Below are 15,658 nucleotides of genomic sequence, written 5' to 3' on the forward strand. Positions count from 1 at the left end.
GCTGCCCGATTCTGCAGACAATCCGCCAATCTCTCCGCCAAGCCGTGACTTCGGCACGTGTCGGGCGGTTATGCCGAGCGGGGGAGCTCCATGTCGGGGCCTAGGAAGCAGGAAAGAGCAATGCGCGTAGGAAGTTTTGTGCTGGCGGCCCAGTTCCCGGGCCAGGGCCAGGGGGAGGCGCTGCACCGAGCGGTCCGGTCCGCCGAGGTCGCCGAGGAGGCAGGTCTCGACACGGTCTGGCTGGCGGAGCACCACTTCGTGCCGTACGGCACCTGCCCGTCCGCGACGACCCTGGCCGCCCTGCTGCTGGGCCGCACCCGGCGTATCCGGGTCGGTACGGCGGTGAGCGTGCTGCCCACCACCCACCCGGTGATGCTCGGCGAGCAGGCCGCGCTGCTGCATCTGACGTCCGGCGGGCGGTTCACGCTGGGCGTGGGGCGCGGCGGTCCGTGGGTCGACCTGGAGGTGTTCGGGACGGGGATCGAGGCGTACGAGAAGGCCTTCCCGGAATCACTCGATCTGCTGGTCCGCTGGCTGCGCGAACCGTCCGTGGCGGCCGACGGCGACCGCTTCAGGTTCCGTGAGGTGCCCGTCGTACCCAGCCCGTCGGAGTCGCTGACGGAGACCGCGGGGCCGGAGGTCGTCGTCGCGTGCACCTCGCCGGCGAGTGTGCGGCTGGCCGCCGAGCGCGGGCTGCCGATGCTCCTCGGCATGCATGTCGGGGACGAGGAGAAGGCCGAGATGATCACCCTGTGGCGGCGGTTGGCGCGTGCGGCGGGGCGTCCGGCGGACGAGATCCACGGCGCCGCCCATGTGTCGGCCGGCATCTGCCAGATCGCGGACCGGCGTACGGACGCGGTCGAGACGCTGATGAAGGCGATGCCGGGCTGGCTGCGTCAGGGGCTGGAAGCACATGTCACCGTGGACGGCCGGGCTCGTTCGATGCGGGACCCGGTGGCGTACACCGAACTCCTCTGCGGGCTGCACCCGGTGGGCACCCCCAGGCTGTGCGCCGACCGGCTCGCGGCCACGTCCGAACGGACGGGCATCTCACGCTTCGCGCTGCTCATCGAGGGCTCCGGCGACCTGGCGGCCACCGAGGAGAACGTACGACGGCTGGGGAGCGAGGTGCTCACACAGCTGCGCTGACCCGGTCGGCCCGGCCAACTGCCCGCTGCCCCAGGTAGCTTGCCGCCCCGTACAGAAACACCTCCCGCGTACGGAGCGGCAAGCCGGTGCCTAAGTCACGTCAGCAGTCCCGGAATTCCGGGGACTGGTTCAACAACTGACTGCGCACCGAGGTGAAGCGGGCCAGCTTGACGTCGACAGAGGCGTCCAGCGGGAACACCGCCACCCGGTGGCAGTTCTGAAAGGCCAGCCGCACACCGAAGTGCCGCTGCAGCGCACCGCGAATCGCGTCACTCGCCAGCGCACGCAGCAGCTGCCCACGTGCCTGCTCGTCCGGCGGCGGCGTCTGGTTGTCGGCGAAGTCTCCGCCGTCCACCTTCAGCTGGGCCACCAGGGAGCTGATCATCTCCCACGCGTAGGGCAGGGAGGTCCGGACGCAGTCGACGAATTCCGCTTCGTCGACCTCGCCTCGCTCGGCCTGTTCGAGTAGGGCCGGTGAGACGTCGAGCGACATGGGTTCTCCTCTCGCACCCCCGGGTCGCGGGGGTTGCCGGACAGGGAAAGGGAGCCCGCGACACCGAGCACGCTCCGTAGATGCATCGCGACCTCCCGGTTACTACGGTATGCAACGGGCCGTGACGGCACCAGGAAAACGCGGATACAGGACCCGTCAGAACCGTCCCGGTAGGAACACAATCAGCCAACAACGAACAGTTGCCCCTGGCATGTTCCTTCGGCCCAGCAAGCCCTCATCACCACTGTGAGGTGGGCGAATCGCGTGGAGCACCACGCGTCGAGTAGCGTTGCCGACCATGCGTCTCGTCATTGCGCGCTGTTCCGTGGACTACGCGGGCCGGCTCACCGCTCATCTCCCGTCGGCCCCCCGTCTCATCCTGGTCAAGGCTGACGGCAGCGTCTCGATCCACGCGGACGACCGCGCCTACAAGCCTCTCAACTGGATGTCTCCGCCCTGCACGTTGAAGGAGGGGGCAGGAGAAGAGGAGGGGATCTGGACCGTCATCAACAAGGCGGGCGAGAAGCTCATCATCACGATGGAGGAGATCCTTCACGATTCCTCCCACGAATTGGGCGTCGACCCCGGCCTGATCAAGGACGGCGTGGAAGCACACCTCCAGGAACTGCTCGCCGACCGCATCGAGACCCTCGGCGACGGCTACACGCTCATCCGCCGCGAGTACATGACGGCCATCGGTCCCGTCGACATCCTGTGCCGGGACTCCGAGGGCGCGACGGTCGCGGTCGAGATCAAGCGGCGCGGTGAGATAGACGGCGTCGAGCAACTCACCCGCTATCTGGAGCTGTTGAACCGCGACCCGCACCTCGCGCCGGTCCGCGGCATCTTCGCCGCCCAGGAGATCAAACCCCAGGCCCGCGTCCTCGCCACGGACCGGGGAATCGGCTGCGCGGTGCTGGACTACAACGCGCTGCGGGGCATCGAGGACGACAAACTCCGGCTGTTCTGAGGGCTGTTCACGCGAGAAGGGCCGGTCCTCGGGGACCGGCCCTTCTTGTTGTTTGTACGCCGTGCTGCTGGCCGCGCTGTCAGATCACCGACGCCTCGCTGGACGTCGCGGTGGCGGGGGCGCTGGTGTCGTTGGCCGGGGCGCTCTCCGTCTCGGTCTCGACCGGGTTGGAGGCAGGGCCACTTGCCGTGTCGGTGATGGACGGTGAGGGAGACGGCTCTTCGGACGTCTCCGTCGGGGTCGGTGTCGGTGTCACCGACTGAGACGGAGTGGGCGTAGGCGAGTTGGGCGTCTCGGACGACTGCGACTCCGACGGAGTCACGGAGGGCGTGGGCGTCGTACCGCCGCTGCTCCCCCCGGTGCCACCGCCACCACCCGGCGTCTTCGTCCCCGTCGGATCGTCCGACGGCTCCTGCCCGCCCGAGGACGGCGGTGTCGGGTCGTCCGACGTGCCCCAGGTGCCGTCGGGCCCCGGGTCGGTCGGGCGGCTGGTGGCCGTGCCCGTGTCGCCGTTGCTGTCGCTGTCGCCGTTGTCGGCCTTGTCGGCGCCGAGGCTGTCGTCGTCGTTGCCCGCGCTGGCGGACGGGTTGACGCCCACCTGGTCGGACGGCGCGTCGTTGGGGTTCGAGGTCGCCCCCAGCGTCACCACCGTGCCGAGCACCGCCGCGAGCAGGGCGCCCGCGCCGACGGCCACGAGGTTGCGCCGGGCACCGCCGACGAGCCGCTGGAGGCTCGAGGCCTTGTGCGCCCCGCCACCCCCGGACCGGGGTGTGATGACCGTCGCCGGGAAGTCACCGGATCCGGATTTGGACCCGTAAGCGGAGGCCGAACCGGAACCGGAGGGCGACGGCTGCAGCGGCGGATAGCCCGCGGCGCCGAAGACGGCCGGGACCCCGCCGGGCGGCGACGCCGACTCCTCGTACCGCGCGTCCGGCACCTCCTCGCCCGCCGCGGAGCCGAGGCCGGGGGTGTCGCCGGCCCGGTCGGCGACCAGGGTGAGGGCACGACGGCCCGCGACCGTGCCGCGCTTGTCGGCGAGGGCGCCGCGCAGGCCGATGGCGGACTCCAGCTCGGCGCGAGCCAGGTCGAGCTGTTCGCCGCAGAGCGCGAGGATGCCCAACTCGTGGTGGAAGTAGACCTGTTCCGCGACCTCTCCGGCGAGCCGGGCGGCCTCGGCACCGGCCCGCAGGACGCGTTCCCAGGCGCTCCAGTACAGACCGGCCGCGAAGGCGGGCGCCGCGGTGCGGGCCAGCTGTACGGGCGTGCTCTCCTCGTCCTCCCCCGGCGGCACCGTGACCGGCACGAGCACGTCGAGGGCGGCCAGCAGGGCGTCTGCCTCCGCGCAGACCCGCTCGGGGGTCACGGAAGGGTGCCCGGCCCACCAGGCGTAGTGCTGGGCAGCGCTGAACGCCCGTGCCTGGGCGCCCTCGCCGTACCCGGCGGCCTCCAGCTGGGTCTGCACCCCGGCCGCGAGGCGGTAGTGCGAGCCGACCGGGGAGACCAGCGCACAGCCGAGCAGCTCGCCGAGGGCGGCGTCCGCGTGGGCGTCGTCGACGAGCGCCGGCAGATGGGCCTGGTGGGGCACCTCACCGCCGAGCGCGACGGCGAAGCGCAGGGTCTCCCGCGCGGACTCGCTGAGCCGGGAGGCGAGCAGCGGCGCGGGCGCGGCACCCTCGGCGAGCGAGGGCAGCGGTACGTCGTGTTCGTCGCCGGAGCCGAAGGGCGCGTCGACCGGGATGTCCTGGAAGACGCCGAACTCGTCGAAGGCGTCGGCGCTGGCGCGCAGTCCGTCGCGCTGCCTGAGCAGGGCGCCGGCCTGGACGAACCGCAGGGGCAGGCCCTCGGACTCGAACCAGAGGTCGCCGGCCCAGTTGGCCTCCTCCTCGGTGAGGACACGGCCGACGGAACGCTCCAGCAACTCCAGGCCACCGGCCCGGTCGAGGCCGTCGAGGAACAGCTCCTCGATCAGCGCGTCGGCGGACGGTGCGGGCACATCGGGGGTGGCGCCGATCAGGAAGGCGCACTCGGGGGTCGCGTCGATGAGCTCGTCGAGCGCTGCGCCGCCGAACTCCACGTCGTCCAGGACGACGACCGCACCGGCCTCCCGGACGAGAGCGCGCAGTTCGTCCGGTTCCGGCCGGTACAGAGGTGCGCTGTAGACGGCGTAGAAGAGGTCGTAGAGGAGGTCGGTCGGGGTGCGGCGGAGGCCGCTGAGGCGGACCACGCCGTCGGGCGCGAGGTCCGCGCAGTCTGCGGCGACGGCGTCGAGGAGCGTGGTGCGGCCGGAGCCGGGCGGCCCTGTGAGGCGTACGGAACGGCCGCGGGCCAGCAGCCGCACCAGCCGTTCGCGCTCGCCGTCGCGCTCCAGGAGCGGGAGTTCGGGCTGCGCGGGCCCGGGCGGTACGGGTGGTGTGGCCGCGCGGGTGATCTCGCCGCGCTCGGCCGCGGTCAGCTTGGCGGGCCGGCCGGGCCGTTCACCGGGCGGGCAGATCTCTATCTCGCTGCCGTCGACCGGGTTGATCGTGAGCAGGTAGTCGCCCGAGACGAGCTGCGCCGTGCGGGCGAGCGCGGGTGTGTGCTGGCCGAATTCGGATGTGAGGGCGTCGCGAGGCGGGCGCTGACGCGGCGTGGTGCCGTCGGCGTCGTGGCCGTACTCCTCGGAGCCCTGGTTGTTCGGGTCCATAAGGTTCAAGCCCCCCAAAAGCGTCGTGTGCGGGTCGCAAGACCCAGGCCCCTCCCGGCCTTGCTGCACACTGCGCTGTCGCTTCTGGTCCGGGCCCGCTCTGGGATGTCAGGCAGCGGGCGACCGAACCCTAAACCTTCGCACAGTATCTACGACAGTCCGGGGTACCGCGCCGTCCGAGACGTCACAGTCTCGTGAGGATTGTGCGCAACGCGCGTTTCACACAGGGCGTTCACACCCTGCGTTTCACACTCTGGGCAGCGACTCCACCCCGATACCACCCTCGATCGCCAGGATCCGGTGCAGCCGGGTGGCCACCAGCAGGCGCTGCATCTGCGGTGGTACGTCGCGCAGCACCAGCCGTCGGCCGCACCGCCCGCACCGTCGGTGGGCTCCCATGATCACCCCGAGGCCGGTGGCGTCCCAGGAGTCCAGCTCGGACAGGTCCAGCACGAGATCGCCGACGCCGGTGTCGACGGCCGTGTGCAGGACCGTACGGGCGTCCGCCGCGCTGCGAACGTCGAGGCGGCCCCCGACGACCAGCTCGGCGTGGTCGCCCCTGATGTACATATACGCTCCCCGTGAGTGCGTTGTCGTGCTCCGCGTCGGTAAGTGATGCAACGTCTGACTGCCTGAGGGGCGGCCAGGTTGCCGTCTGTGAGCGAACCGATACCCAATTCACCCCACAGGGTGACACCTGAGGGGTTCGTGCGGTTTTCGTGCCTGTTGACTACTGCTGAGTTGTTGCTGATTACTTCCGTCTACGACTGCTGATTCCCGCTCAGTGCTTGTAGAAGCCCTGCCCGCTCTTACGGCCGATGTCACCGGCGTCAACCATCCGGCGCATCAGCTCCGGAGGAGCGAACTTCTCGTCCTGGGACTCGGTGTAGATGTTGCTGGTGGCGTGCAGCAGGATGTCGACCCCGGTGAGGTCGGCGGTGGCCAGCGGGCCCATGGCGTGCCCGAAGCCGAGCTTGCAGGCGAGGTCGATGTCCTCCGCGGTGGCGACGCCGGACTCGTACAGCTTGGCCGCCTCGACGACGAGCGCCGAGATCAGCCGGGTCGTCACGAAACCGGCGACATCCCGGTTGACGACGATGCAGGTCTTGCCGACGGACTCGGCGAACTCCCGCGCGGTGGCGAGGGTTTCGTCGCTCGTCTTGTAGCCGCGGACCAGCTCGCAGAGCTGCATCATCGGCACCGGCGAGAAGAAGTGCGCACCGACGACCCGGTCCGGGCGGTCGGTCACGGCGGCGATCTTGGTGATGGGGATGGCGGAGGTGTTGGAGGCGAGCACGGCGTCGTCGCGCGCGATCTTGTCGAGCGCGCGGAAGATCTCGTGCTTGACCTCCAGCTTCTCGAACACGGCCTCGACGACGATGTCCGCGTCGCCGACCGCGTCGAGGTCGGTGGTAGCGGTGATCCGCCCGAGAGCGGCCTCGGCATCGGCCTCGGCCAGCTTGCCCTTGCTCACGAACCTGTCGTACGAGGCCTTGATGCCGTCGGTGCCACGGGTGAGCGCTTCGTCGGTGACATCGCGCAGTACGACGTCCCAGCCCGCCTGGGCAGAGACCTGTGCGATGCCGGAACCCATCAGGCCGGCTCCGATGACGGCAAGCTTCCGTGCCACTGTGCGACTCCCCTGACGCGCTGTTTACGTATGCCTCGTGTATGGCCTCTCCGGCGGACCATAGCGGTCGTGAGGGTGCTGTGTGACCGGTAAGTAATGCGCGTCACGTCTCATCTGACGGACGTCACACCGACGTGGCTCATTCGGCCCCTCGGACGGCCTAGTTGAGCGGTTGGCGAGTGGCGTTACTACTCTGGCCGCATGGTCAATCTGACGCGCATCTACACCAGGACCGGCGACAAGGGCACCACCGCCCTCGGGGACATGAGCAGGGTCGCCAAGACCGATCTACGGATCTCGGCGTACGCCGACGCCAACGAGGCGAACGCGGTGATCGGGACCGCCGTGGCCCTCGGGGGGCTGGCGGAGGAGGTCGTCAAGGTGCTGACCCGGGTGCAGAACGACCTGTTCGACGTGGGCGCGGATCTGGCTACGCCGGTCGCCGAGAACCCCGAGTTTCCGCCGCTGCGGGTCGAGCAGTCGTACATCGACAAGCTGGAGGCGGACTGCGACCGGTTCCTCGAAGACCTGGAGAAACTGCGCTCGTTCATCCTGCCCGGCGGCACCCCCGGCGCGGCCCTGCTGCACCAGGCGTGCACGGTGGTACGCCGGGCCGAGCGCTCTACTTGGGCTGCGCTGGAGGTACATGCAGAGGTCATGAATCCGCTCACCGCGACCTACCTCAACCGGCTATCGGACCTGCTTTTCATCCTTGCCCGTACCGCTAACAAGGACGTCGGGGACGTGCTCTGGGTCCCGGGTGGGGAGCGCTGACGGCTCCTGCTTGGGCCAGATCGTGTACGTCAGCGCGATCAGGCCGTGGATGCCGGCGGCCCTGAGCGCCGTCCACTGGAAGGACCGCAGGGATGAAGTGTCCCCATCGCCTACGTACCAGACCGCCGCCTGGAGCAACGCGCAGGCGACCGCCGCCGCCAGGACCGTACGCAGCCACAGGCGGCCCTCGTGGCGGGCGCGGGCCATGCCGTAGCGGGGCGGCTTCGGCGGGGGCGGGCCTCCGGCCAGGCGGTGGGCCGCGTGGCCGTCGAGCCAGCGGATCGTGTAGTGGCCGTACGCCACCGTGAAGCCGATGTACAGCGCGGCCAGGCCGTGCTCCCAGCCCGGTTCGGCGCCGTTCTTCAGGTCGATCGCCGTCACGGTGAACAGGACCAGTTCCAGCAGCGGCTCGCAGAGCAGCAGCACCACGCTGGTCCGGCGCCACTTCAGCAGATAGCGCGCGGCCAGGCCGAGCGCCAGCAGCACCCAGAAGCCGACCTCGCAGGCGATGATCAACGCGACGATCACGACTCACTCCTTCCGGTGAGATCCCGTTCGGGGAACCCGTTCTCCTTCCAGGCTCCCGGCCGTCCGTGTCCGATTCGTCGTCGGCGGTGAGGAAGTCCCCGTACATCGAAAGATGCAGTTCGGGACCCTTCGCGACCCTTCCCGGGGATCAGGCGGGCGGCGCCCCGGCCGTGTTGGATGGAGCCATGGCCGCCCCTCGACTGCCCCGCCCGCACCTCGACGACGTACGCATCGCGCTCGTGGGGCTGCTCGGCGGGCTGCTGTTCTGGGGTGTCGGGCTCAGCACCCGGCCGTCCGGTGAGCCGATGGTGCTCTGGGACGGGCGTTGGCCGGTCCTGCTGCCGCTCTTCGTGATGGCCGGCTGCGAGCTGCTCCGGCGGATCCGCCCGCGCACGGGCCTGCTGGTCGGCACGGCCGCGCTGACCCTGGACACCGTCACGCAGGGCAGCCTGGTCACGGTCGTGATGTTCACGGACCTCGTGTACGCGGCCGTGCTGTACGGGCCGCCCGGCACCGCCCGCCGCGTCCCGTGGATCACCGGGCTGCTGTCGGTGGCCGGCACGATCGTGCCGTTCGCGGTGCTGCGGGATCCGGAGGCGCTGCTCATCGGTGTGGTCATCGGCGTCGTCGGGTTCACGCCCGCCGCCACCGGGTTGATCGTCCGCAACCATCGTGACGCCGCCGAGTCCGCCCGGCTGCGCGCCGAACAGACCGCGCTGCTCGCCGAGTTCGACCGCACCCAGGCCGTCACCTCCGAACGGGCGCGGATGGCACGGGAGTTGCACGACATGGTCGCCAACCACCTCTCCGCCATCGCGATCCACTCCACGGCCGCCCTCTCCCTCGACGACCCGGACACCTCCAAGCAGGCCCTCGGTGTCATCCGCGAGAACAGCGTGGCGGGACTGGCCGAGATGCGCCGGCTGATCGGCATCCTGCGCGACAGCGGCGGCGACCTGGAACCGGCGGCGGCCCCGACGCTGGACGGCCTCGGGGCGCTGGTCGACGGCGCCCGCACCAACGGTCTCGACGTCACCCTCGACACCGGCACCGACCTCGGCGCCCTGCCCGCGCCGGTCGAGCTGGCCGCGTACCGCATCGTCCAGGAGTCCCTGACCAACGCCCTCAAGCACGCCTCCCCCGGCCGGGTCACGGTGGCGCTCACCCGGCGAGACTGTTCCCTGTGCATCGCCGTGACCAGCCCGTACGGCGATCACGACAGCCCGCGCGCACCCGGCTCCGGGGCCGGTCTGGTCGGGATGCGGGAGCGGGTCGCGCTGCTGGGCGGCGCCTTCACGGCGGGAGCGGACGGCGCCCACTGGGCCGTACGGGCCACGCTGCCCCTCACCGAAGGAGAAGACGTATGACAGACACAGGACGGGCGATCCGGGTGCTCGTCGCCGAGGACCAGTCGGCCGTACGGGCCGGGCTCGTCCTCATCCTGGGCAGCGCGCCCGGCATCGAGGTGGCCGGGGAGGCGGCGGACGGGGAGCAAGCCGTGGCGCTGGCCCGTGAACTGCGGCCGGATCTGGTGCTGATGGACATTCAGATGCCGTGCCTGGACGGGGTGTCGGCGACCCGGCAGGTGGTCGCGGAGGGCCTCGCCGACGTACTCGTCCTGACCACCTTCGACCTCGACGAGTACGTGTTCGGGGCGCTGCGCGCGGGCGCCTCCGGTTTTCTGCTCAAGAACACCGAGGCGAGGGATCTCATCGAGGCCGTACGGACGGTCGCGCGCGGGGAAGGGCTGATCGCCCCGGCGGTCACCCGGCGGCTCATCGCCGAGTTCGCCTCCGGGCCGGTACGGGAGCCGAGGGCCGATCCGGTCGTCCTGGACGCCCTCACCCGCCGGGAACGCGAGGTGCTGTCGTGTCTCGGCGAGGGGCTGTCCAACGCGGACATCGCGACCCGTCTCGACATGGCCGAGGCGACGGTGAAGACGCACGTCAGCCGGTTGCTGGGCAAGCTGGAGCTGCGCAGCCGGGTCCAAGCGGCGGTACTGGCACAGGAGTTGGGGGTTTAGGGGAGTCGGACGAGCCTTGGCCCGAAGTGGTCCAGACCTATTGACCCGTGGTCCAGACCTTCCTATTCTCGCGGCACCGTGGGTGTGAGGCTCAGTCACGCCCCCATGACTCCCCCAAGGAGGCGCGTCATGCGCTTCAGACACCGGCTCACCGCAGGCCTGACCACCCTGCTCCTCCCCCTCGCCGCCATGGTCGGCCTCGCGAGCCCGGCCGAGGCGGCCACCTCGGCCACCGCCACCTACACCAAGACCCAGGACTGGGGCACCGGCTTCGAGGGCAAGTGGACGGTCACCAACACCGGTACCACGACGATCAGTTCATGGACGGTCGAGTGGGACTTCCCCTCCGGTACGTCCGTCACCTCGGCCTGGGACGCTGACGTCACCTCGTCCGGCACCCACTGGACCGCCAAGAACAAGTCCTGGAACGGCACTTTGGCCCCTGGCGCCGCCGTCTCCTTCGGCTTCAACGGCGCCGGCCCCGGCTCCCCCGCCAACTGCAAGCTGAACGGCGGCAGTTGTGACGGCGGCACAGTTCCCGGCGACAACGCCCCCTCCGCGCCCGGCACTCCGACGGCCTCCGGCATCACCAACACGTCGGCGACGCTGAGTTGGAGCGCAGCGACCGACGACAACGGCATCAAGAACTACGACGTACTGCGCGGCGGCACCAAGGTCGCGACGGTGACGACCACCTCGTACACGGACACGGGTCTGACCGCCGGTACGGACTACTCGTACACGGTCCAGGCCCGGGACACCGCGGACCAGTTGGGCCCGGTGAGCGGCGCGGTCGCCGTGCGCACCACCGGCGGCACCACCGACCCGCCCACCGGGAACAAGGTCAAGCTCGGCTACTTCACCGAGTGGGGCGTCTACGGCCGCAACTACCACGTCAAGAACCTGGTGACCTCGGGCTCGGCGGCGAAGATCACCCACATCAACTACGCCTTCGGCAACGTCAAGGACGGCAAGTGCACCGTCGATGACACCTACGCCGCGTACGACAAGGCGTACACCGCCGACCAGTCGGTGTCCGGCGTGGCCGACACCTGGGACCAGCCGCTGCGCGGCAACTTCAACCAGCTGCGTCAGCTGAAGGCCAAGTACCCGAACATCAAGGTCCTTTACTCGTTCGGCGGCTGGACCTACTCCGGCGGCTTCGCACAGGCCGCCGCCAACCCGGCCGCGTTCGCCGCCTCCTGCAAGGCGGTCGTCGAGGACTCGCGCTGGGCGGACGTCTTCGACGGCATCGACATCGACTGGGAGTACCCGAACGCCTGTGGCCTGACCTGTGACACGTCCGGTCCCGCGGCCTTCAAGAACCTGATGTCGGCGCTGCGCACGGAGTTCGGTTCCAACTACCTGGTCACCGCGGCCATCACGGCCGACGGCTCCTCCGGCGGCAAGCTCGACGCGGCCGACTACGGCGGCGCCTCGGCCTACGCCGACTGGTACAACGTGATGACGTACGACTACTTCGGCGCCTTCGACGCGGACGGCCCGACCGCCCCGCACTCGCCGCTCACCTCGTACTCCGGTATCCCGGTCGCCGGCTTCAACTCGGCCGACGCCATCGCCAAGCTCAAGGCGAAGGGCGTACCGGCGGCGAAGCTCCTGCTGGGCATCGGCTTCTACGGGCGCGGCTGGACCGGCGTCACCCAGGCGGCCCCGGGCGGCTCGGCGACGGGCGCGGCACCGGGCACGTACGAGGCGGGCATCGAGGACTACAAGGTCCTCAAGAACTCCTGTCCCGCGACCGGCACGATCGCCGGTACGGCATACGCGTACTGCGGCAACAACTGGTGGTCGTACGACACTCCCGCGACGATCGCCGGAAAGATGACGTGGGCGAAGAACCAGTCCCTCGGCGGCGCCTTCTTCTGGGAGTTCAGCGGCGACACGACCAACGGGGAGCTGGTGAGCGCGATCAACACCGGCCTGAACTAAAGATCTGATCTAGGGATCAAGCAACATCAAGCAACATTGACGCGCTGACCGGGCGGGGCTGCTTCCAGCCACGCGAGAAATCCGGTCAGCGCGTCGTCGCTCATCGCCAGTTCGAGTCTCGTCCCGCGATGGAGACAGGCCAGCACGACCGCGTCCGAGAGCAGGGCCAGCTCCTCCTCGCCGTCGGGGGCGCGGCGGCCGGCCACCTCGATCGCCGAGCGTTCCAGGACGCGGCGCGGACGGGGGGAGTACGAGAAGACGCGGTACCACTCGATGCGGTCGCCGTTGTAGCGGGCGACGCCGTAGCCCCAGCCCTTGCCGCTGGGGTCGGGTTTCTCGGGTACGTCCCAGCGGAGGCTGCAGTCGAACGTACCGCCGGAGCGTTGGATGAGTCGGCGGCGCAGACCGAAGACGAACAGGCCCACCACCACGAGCGCCACTACCAAGCCGCACACAGTCAGAGCGAGGATCATCGACACCGACCTCCTCGTCTCCTAGGTAACGGAAAAGAAAAAACATCCGGATTCGCCTCAGCCGCGGCCAGGGCCGGAGCGAACCGGTCCCAGCCGCGGCTGAGGCAAAGCATCACACTGGTGCGCCAGGGTCAGCGCGCCGCCACGGCCCGCAGGCGGACGTCGGCACGCCGCTCGGCGGACGCGTCGCCCTCCGCCTTCGCGCGCTCCAGCTCCCGCTCCACGCGCTGGACGTCGATCTCGTCCGCCAGCTCGGCGATCTCCGCCAGCAGCGACAGCTTGTTGTCGGCGAAGGAGATGAAACCGCCGTGCGCCGCGGCGACGACCGTTCCACCATCACTCGTACGGATGGTCACCGGGCCCGACTCCAGCACACCGAGCAGCGGCTGGTGACCGGGCATGACGCCGATGTCGCCGGACGTGGTGCGCGCGACGACCAGGGTGGCCTCGCCGGACCAGACCTGACGGTCGGCAGCGACCAGCTCGACGTGCAGCTCAGCAGCCAAGGTTGGCTCCTCGGGTCACCACCCGGCTGTTCTGCCGGGTGTTGGTTACAAGTCTAGTGGGCGTGAGTGAGGGGGCGGGACGCGCCCGCCCCCTCACACGAACTCAGGGAGTTCAGGAGACGCCCAGCTCCTTGGCGTTGGCCTTGAGGTCCTCGATGCCACCGCAGAGGAAGAACGCCTGCTCCGGGAAGTGGTCGTAGTCGCCGTCGATGATCGCGTTGAACGCGGTGATCGACTCGTCCAGCGGTACGTCCGACCCGTCGACGCCGGTGAACTGCTTGGCGACGTGGGTGTTCTGGGACAGGAAGCGCTCCACGCGACGGGCGCGGTGGACGACGAGCTTGTCCTCTTCGCCCAGCTCGTCGATACCGAGGATCGCGATGATGTCCTGAAGGTCCTTGTACTTCTGCAGGACCGTCTTGACACGCATGGCCGTGCTGTAGTGGTCCGCCGCGATGTAGCGGGGGTCCAGGATGCGGGACGTGGAGTCCAGCGGGTCCACGGCCGGGTAGATGCCCTTCTCGGAGATCGGACGGGAGAGAACCGTCGTCGCGTCGAGGTGGGCGAACGTGGTGGCCGGGGCCGGGTCGGTCAGGTCGTCCGCGGGGACGTAGATCGCCTGCATCGAGGTGATCGAGTGACCACGGGTCGAGGTGATGCGCTCCTGGAGGAGACCCATCTCGTCGGCCAGGTTCGGCTGGTAACCCACCGCGGAGGGCATCCGGCCGAGCAGGGTCGAGACCTCGGAACCGGCCTGCGTGAAGCGGAAGATGTTGTCGATGAAGAACAGCACGTCCTGCTTCTGCACATCGCGGAAGTACTCCGCCATGGTCAGACCCGCGAGGGCCACGCGCAGACGGGTGCCCGGGGGCTCGTCCATCTGACCGAAGACCAGCGCGGTCTTGTCGATGACGCCCGACTCCGCCATCTCCTCGATGAGGTCGTTGCCCTCACGAGTGCGCTCACCGACACCGGCGAACACGGAGACACCGTCGTGGTTGTTGGCGACGCGGTAGATCATCTCCTGGATGAGCACCGTCTTGCCGACGCCGGCACCGCCGAACAGACCGATCTTTCCACCCTTGACGTACGGGGTGAGAAGGTCGATGACCTTGACGCCGGTCTCGAACATCTCGGTCTTCGACTCAAGCTCGTCGAAGCGCGGGGCCTTGCGGTGGATGGACCAGCGCTCGCCGTCGTACGTGGCGTCGGTGTTCAGTACCTCACCGAGGGTGTTGAACACCTTGCCCTTGGTGAAGTCGCCGACCGGGACGGTGATGCCCGTACCCGTGTCGGTGACCACGGCCTGGCGGACCAGACCGTCGGTGGGCTGCATCGAGATCGTGCGGACCAGGCCGTCACCCAGGTGCTGGGCGACCTCCAGGGTCAGCGTCTTCTTCTCGCCGGCGAGGGCCGGGTCGGCCACCTCGACGTGAAGGGCGTTGTAGATCTCCGGCATGGCGTCGACGGGGAATTCCACGTCGACGACCGGGCCGATGACCCGGGCGACGCGGCCCGTGGCAACGGCCGTCTCAACTGTCGTCGTCATTACCTGTCACTCCCCGCGGTCGCGTCGGCCAGGGCTGCGGAGCCACCGACGATCTCGCTGATTTCCTGGGTGATTTCGGCCTGGCGGGCCGCGTTGGCAAGTCGGGAGAGGCTGGTGATCAGGTCTCCCGCGTTGTCGGTGGCCGACTTCATCGCGCGGCGCGTGGCGGCGTGCTTGGAGGCAGCCGACTGGAGCAGCGCGTTGTAGATACGGCTCTCGACGTACCGCGGCAGCAGGGCGTCCAGGACGTCCTCCGCCGACGGCTCGAAGTCGTACAGCGGAAGGATCTCGCCCTTGCCGGCCGACTCCTGCGCCACCTCGTCGAGGCGGAGCGGCAGCAGGCGGCTGTCGACCGCCGTCTGCGTCATCATCGACACGAACTCGGTGTAGACGATGTGGAGTTCGTCCACGCCGCCCTCCGCCGTCTCCGTCTCGATGGCCTCGATGAGCGGGGCCGCGACCTTCTTGGCGTCCGCGTACGTCGGCTCGTCGGTGAAGCCCGACCACGACTCCACGACCTTGCGCTCGCGGAAGTTGTAGTGGGCCAGACCGCGGCGGCCGACGATGTACGTGTCGACCTCCTTGCCCTCCGCCTCAAGGCGCGCCGTCAGCTGCTCGGCGGCCTTGATCGCGTTGGAGTTGAAGGCACCGGCCAGTCCGCGGTCGCTCGTGAGGAGCAGCACCGCGGAACGGGTCGCCGTCTCCGCCTCCGTGGTCAGCGGGTGCTTGGTGTTCGAACCGGTACCGACCGCCGTGACCGCGCGTGTCAGCTCGGTCGCGTACGGCGCGGAGGCCGCCACCTTGCGCTGCGCCTTGACGACGCGCGAGGCGGCGATCATCTCCATCGCCTTGGTGATCTTCTTGGTCGCGGTGACGGATCGGATGCGACGCTTGTAGACCCGGAGCTGGGCTCCCATGAGTCAGGTCCCT

The 15,658-nt window shown here is 69.5% G+C and carries 15 protein-coding genes; 6 read left to right on the forward strand and 9 right to left on the reverse strand.

Annotated elements, in window-relative coordinates:
• Positions 1-120: 120 nt before the first annotated feature.
• Positions 121-1,149 (forward strand): LLM class flavin-dependent oxidoreductase, encoded by a 1,029-nt coding sequence (locus tag LUX31_RS12155; protein WP_235474797.1) that lies wholly within the window; start codon positions 121-123, stop codon positions 1,147-1,149.
• 100 nt (positions 1,150-1,249) lie between these two features.
• On the opposite strand, the gene LUX31_RS12160 is transcribed toward LUX31_RS12155, so the two are convergent.
• The gene (locus LUX31_RS12160) at positions 1,250-1,642 is read right to left on the reverse strand and encodes an SCO5389 family protein (protein ID WP_105970747.1); all 393 of its coding nucleotides are present in this window, start codon (positions 1,640-1,642) and stop codon (positions 1,250-1,252) included.
• 298 nt (positions 1,643-1,940) lie between these two features.
• Between LUX31_RS12160 and nucS the strand changes: the two genes are divergently transcribed.
• Positions 1,941-2,612, forward strand: a complete 672-nt coding sequence (gene nucS, locus LUX31_RS12165) for an endonuclease NucS (RefSeq protein WP_189149603.1) — start codon at positions 1,941-1,943, stop codon at positions 2,610-2,612.
• 79 nt (positions 2,613-2,691) lie between these two features.
• Here the strand turns inward: nucS and LUX31_RS12170 are convergent, their stop codons facing one another.
• The 3 genes from LUX31_RS12170 to LUX31_RS12180 all read right to left on the reverse strand — a co-directional run bounded on the left by LUX31_RS12170 (position 2,692) and on the right by LUX31_RS12180 (position 6,925).
• Positions 2,692-5,295: an ATP-binding protein gene (locus LUX31_RS12170; protein ID WP_235474798.1), complete on the reverse strand. Its 2,604-nt coding sequence runs from the start codon at positions 5,293-5,295 to the stop codon at positions 2,692-2,694.
• Positions 5,296-5,541: 246 nt separating this feature from the next.
• Positions 5,542-5,865 carry an STAS domain-containing protein gene (locus LUX31_RS12175; protein ID WP_006382151.1) on the reverse strand — a complete coding sequence of 108 codons (324 nt, stop codon included), beginning with the start codon at positions 5,863-5,865 and terminating at the stop codon, positions 5,542-5,544.
• 211 nt (positions 5,866-6,076) lie between these two features.
• Positions 6,077-6,925, reverse strand: a complete 849-nt coding sequence (locus LUX31_RS12180; RefSeq protein WP_235474799.1) for a 3-hydroxyacyl-CoA dehydrogenase family protein — start codon at positions 6,923-6,925, stop codon at positions 6,077-6,079.
• Between the two features lie 201 nt (positions 6,926-7,126).
• On the opposite strand from LUX31_RS12180, the gene LUX31_RS12185 reads away from it, so the two are divergent.
• Entirely contained in the window at positions 7,127-7,699 is a 573-nt protein-coding gene (locus LUX31_RS12185; RefSeq protein ID WP_235474800.1) for a cob(I)yrinic acid a,c-diamide adenosyltransferase, read from the forward strand.
• Here the strand turns inward: LUX31_RS12185 and LUX31_RS12190 are convergent.
• On the reverse strand, positions 7,616-8,227 hold the full coding sequence (locus LUX31_RS12190) for a hypothetical protein (protein WP_235474801.1): 612 nt from the start codon (positions 8,225-8,227) through the stop codon (positions 7,616-7,618). The two genes, LUX31_RS12185 and LUX31_RS12190, sit on opposite strands and share 84 nt — an antisense overlap.
• A gap of 185 nt (positions 8,228-8,412) precedes the next feature.
• Between LUX31_RS12190 and LUX31_RS12195 the strand changes: the two genes are divergently transcribed.
• From LUX31_RS12195 to LUX31_RS12205, 3 genes are all read left to right on the forward strand, one after another.
• Positions 8,413-9,594 carry a sensor histidine kinase gene (locus LUX31_RS12195; protein ID WP_235474802.1) on the forward strand — a complete coding sequence of 394 codons (1,182 nt, stop codon included), beginning with the start codon at positions 8,413-8,415 and terminating at the stop codon, positions 9,592-9,594.
• Positions 9,591-10,250 (forward strand): response regulator, encoded by a 660-nt coding sequence (locus LUX31_RS12200; RefSeq protein WP_235474803.1) that lies wholly within the window; start codon positions 9,591-9,593, stop codon positions 10,248-10,250. The genes LUX31_RS12195 and LUX31_RS12200 overlap by 4 nt, the downstream gene beginning before the upstream one ends.
• A 129-nt stretch (positions 10,251-10,379) precedes the next feature.
• Positions 10,380-12,200, forward strand: coding sequence for a glycoside hydrolase family 18 chitinase (locus LUX31_RS12205; RefSeq protein ID WP_235474804.1), 1,821 nt, complete (start codon positions 10,380-10,382; stop codon positions 12,198-12,200).
• Positions 12,201-12,226: 26 nt separating this feature from the next.
• Here LUX31_RS12205 and LUX31_RS12210 read toward each other — a convergent pair whose 3' ends face one another.
• The 4 genes from LUX31_RS12210 to LUX31_RS12225 all read right to left on the reverse strand — a co-directional run bounded on the left by LUX31_RS12210 (position 12,227) and on the right by LUX31_RS12225 (position 15,645).
• Positions 12,227-12,673, reverse strand: coding sequence for a DUF2550 domain-containing protein (locus LUX31_RS12210; protein WP_235474805.1), 447 nt, complete (start codon positions 12,671-12,673; stop codon positions 12,227-12,229).
• Positions 12,674-12,804: 131 nt separating this feature from the next.
• A complete protein-coding gene (locus LUX31_RS12215; protein ID WP_189149593.1) occupies positions 12,805-13,179 on the reverse strand; it encodes a F0F1 ATP synthase subunit epsilon in 375 nt (124 codons plus the stop codon).
• 112 nt (positions 13,180-13,291) lie between these two features.
• Complete coding sequence (atpD, locus tag LUX31_RS12220) at positions 13,292-14,728, reverse strand: F0F1 ATP synthase subunit beta (RefSeq protein ID WP_235474806.1); 1,437 nt, start codon at positions 14,726-14,728, stop codon at positions 13,292-13,294.
• The gene (locus LUX31_RS12225) at positions 14,728-15,645 is read right to left on the reverse strand and encodes a F0F1 ATP synthase subunit gamma (protein WP_235474807.1); all 918 of its coding nucleotides are present in this window, start codon (positions 15,643-15,645) and stop codon (positions 14,728-14,730) included. The genes atpD and LUX31_RS12225 overlap by 1 nt, the downstream gene beginning before the upstream one ends.
• Positions 15,646-15,658: the final 13 nt, after the last annotated feature.

Origin of the sequence: Streptomyces sp. GQFP, from assembly GCF_021545335.1 — a bacterium.
Classification (GTDB): domain Bacteria; phylum Actinomycetota; class Actinomycetes; order Streptomycetales; family Streptomycetaceae; genus Streptomyces.

Excerpts from the sequence above, each read along its gene's own strand:
- nucS (WP_189149603.1), top strand. The coding sequence starts at position 1,941 with ATGCGTCTCGTCATTGCGCGCTGTTCCGTGGACTACGCGGGCCGGCTC.
- LUX31_RS12205 (WP_235474804.1), top strand. The coding sequence starts at position 10,380 with ATGCGCTTCAGACACCGGCTCACCGCAGGCCTGACCACCCTGCTCCTC.
- LUX31_RS12225 (WP_235474807.1), bottom strand. The coding sequence starts at position 15,645 with ATGGGAGCCCAGCTCCGGGTCTACAAGCGTCGCATCCGATCCGTCACC.
- LUX31_RS12170 (WP_235474798.1), bottom strand. The coding sequence starts at position 5,295 with ATGGACCCGAACAACCAGGGCTCCGAGGAGTACGGCCACGACGCCGAC.
- LUX31_RS12195 (WP_235474802.1), top strand. The coding sequence starts at position 8,413 with ATGGCCGCCCCTCGACTGCCCCGCCCGCACCTCGACGACGTACGCATC.
- LUX31_RS12200 (WP_235474803.1), top strand. The coding sequence starts at position 9,591 with ATGACAGACACAGGACGGGCGATCCGGGTGCTCGTCGCCGAGGACCAG.
- LUX31_RS12210 (WP_235474805.1), bottom strand. The coding sequence starts at position 12,673 with ATGATCCTCGCTCTGACTGTGTGCGGCTTGGTAGTGGCGCTCGTGGTG.
- LUX31_RS12155 (WP_235474797.1), top strand. The coding sequence starts at position 121 with ATGCGCGTAGGAAGTTTTGTGCTGGCGGCCCAGTTCCCGGGCCAGGGC.
- LUX31_RS12160 (WP_105970747.1), bottom strand. The coding sequence starts at position 1,642 with ATGTCGCTCGACGTCTCACCGGCCCTACTCGAACAGGCCGAGCGAGGC.
- atpD (WP_235474806.1), bottom strand. The coding sequence starts at position 14,728 with ATGACGACGACAGTTGAGACGGCCGTTGCCACGGGCCGCGTCGCCCGG.
- LUX31_RS12175 (WP_006382151.1), bottom strand. The coding sequence starts at position 5,865 with ATGTACATCAGGGGCGACCACGCCGAGCTGGTCGTCGGGGGCCGCCTC.
- LUX31_RS12185 (WP_235474800.1), top strand. The coding sequence starts at position 7,127 with ATGGTCAATCTGACGCGCATCTACACCAGGACCGGCGACAAGGGCACC.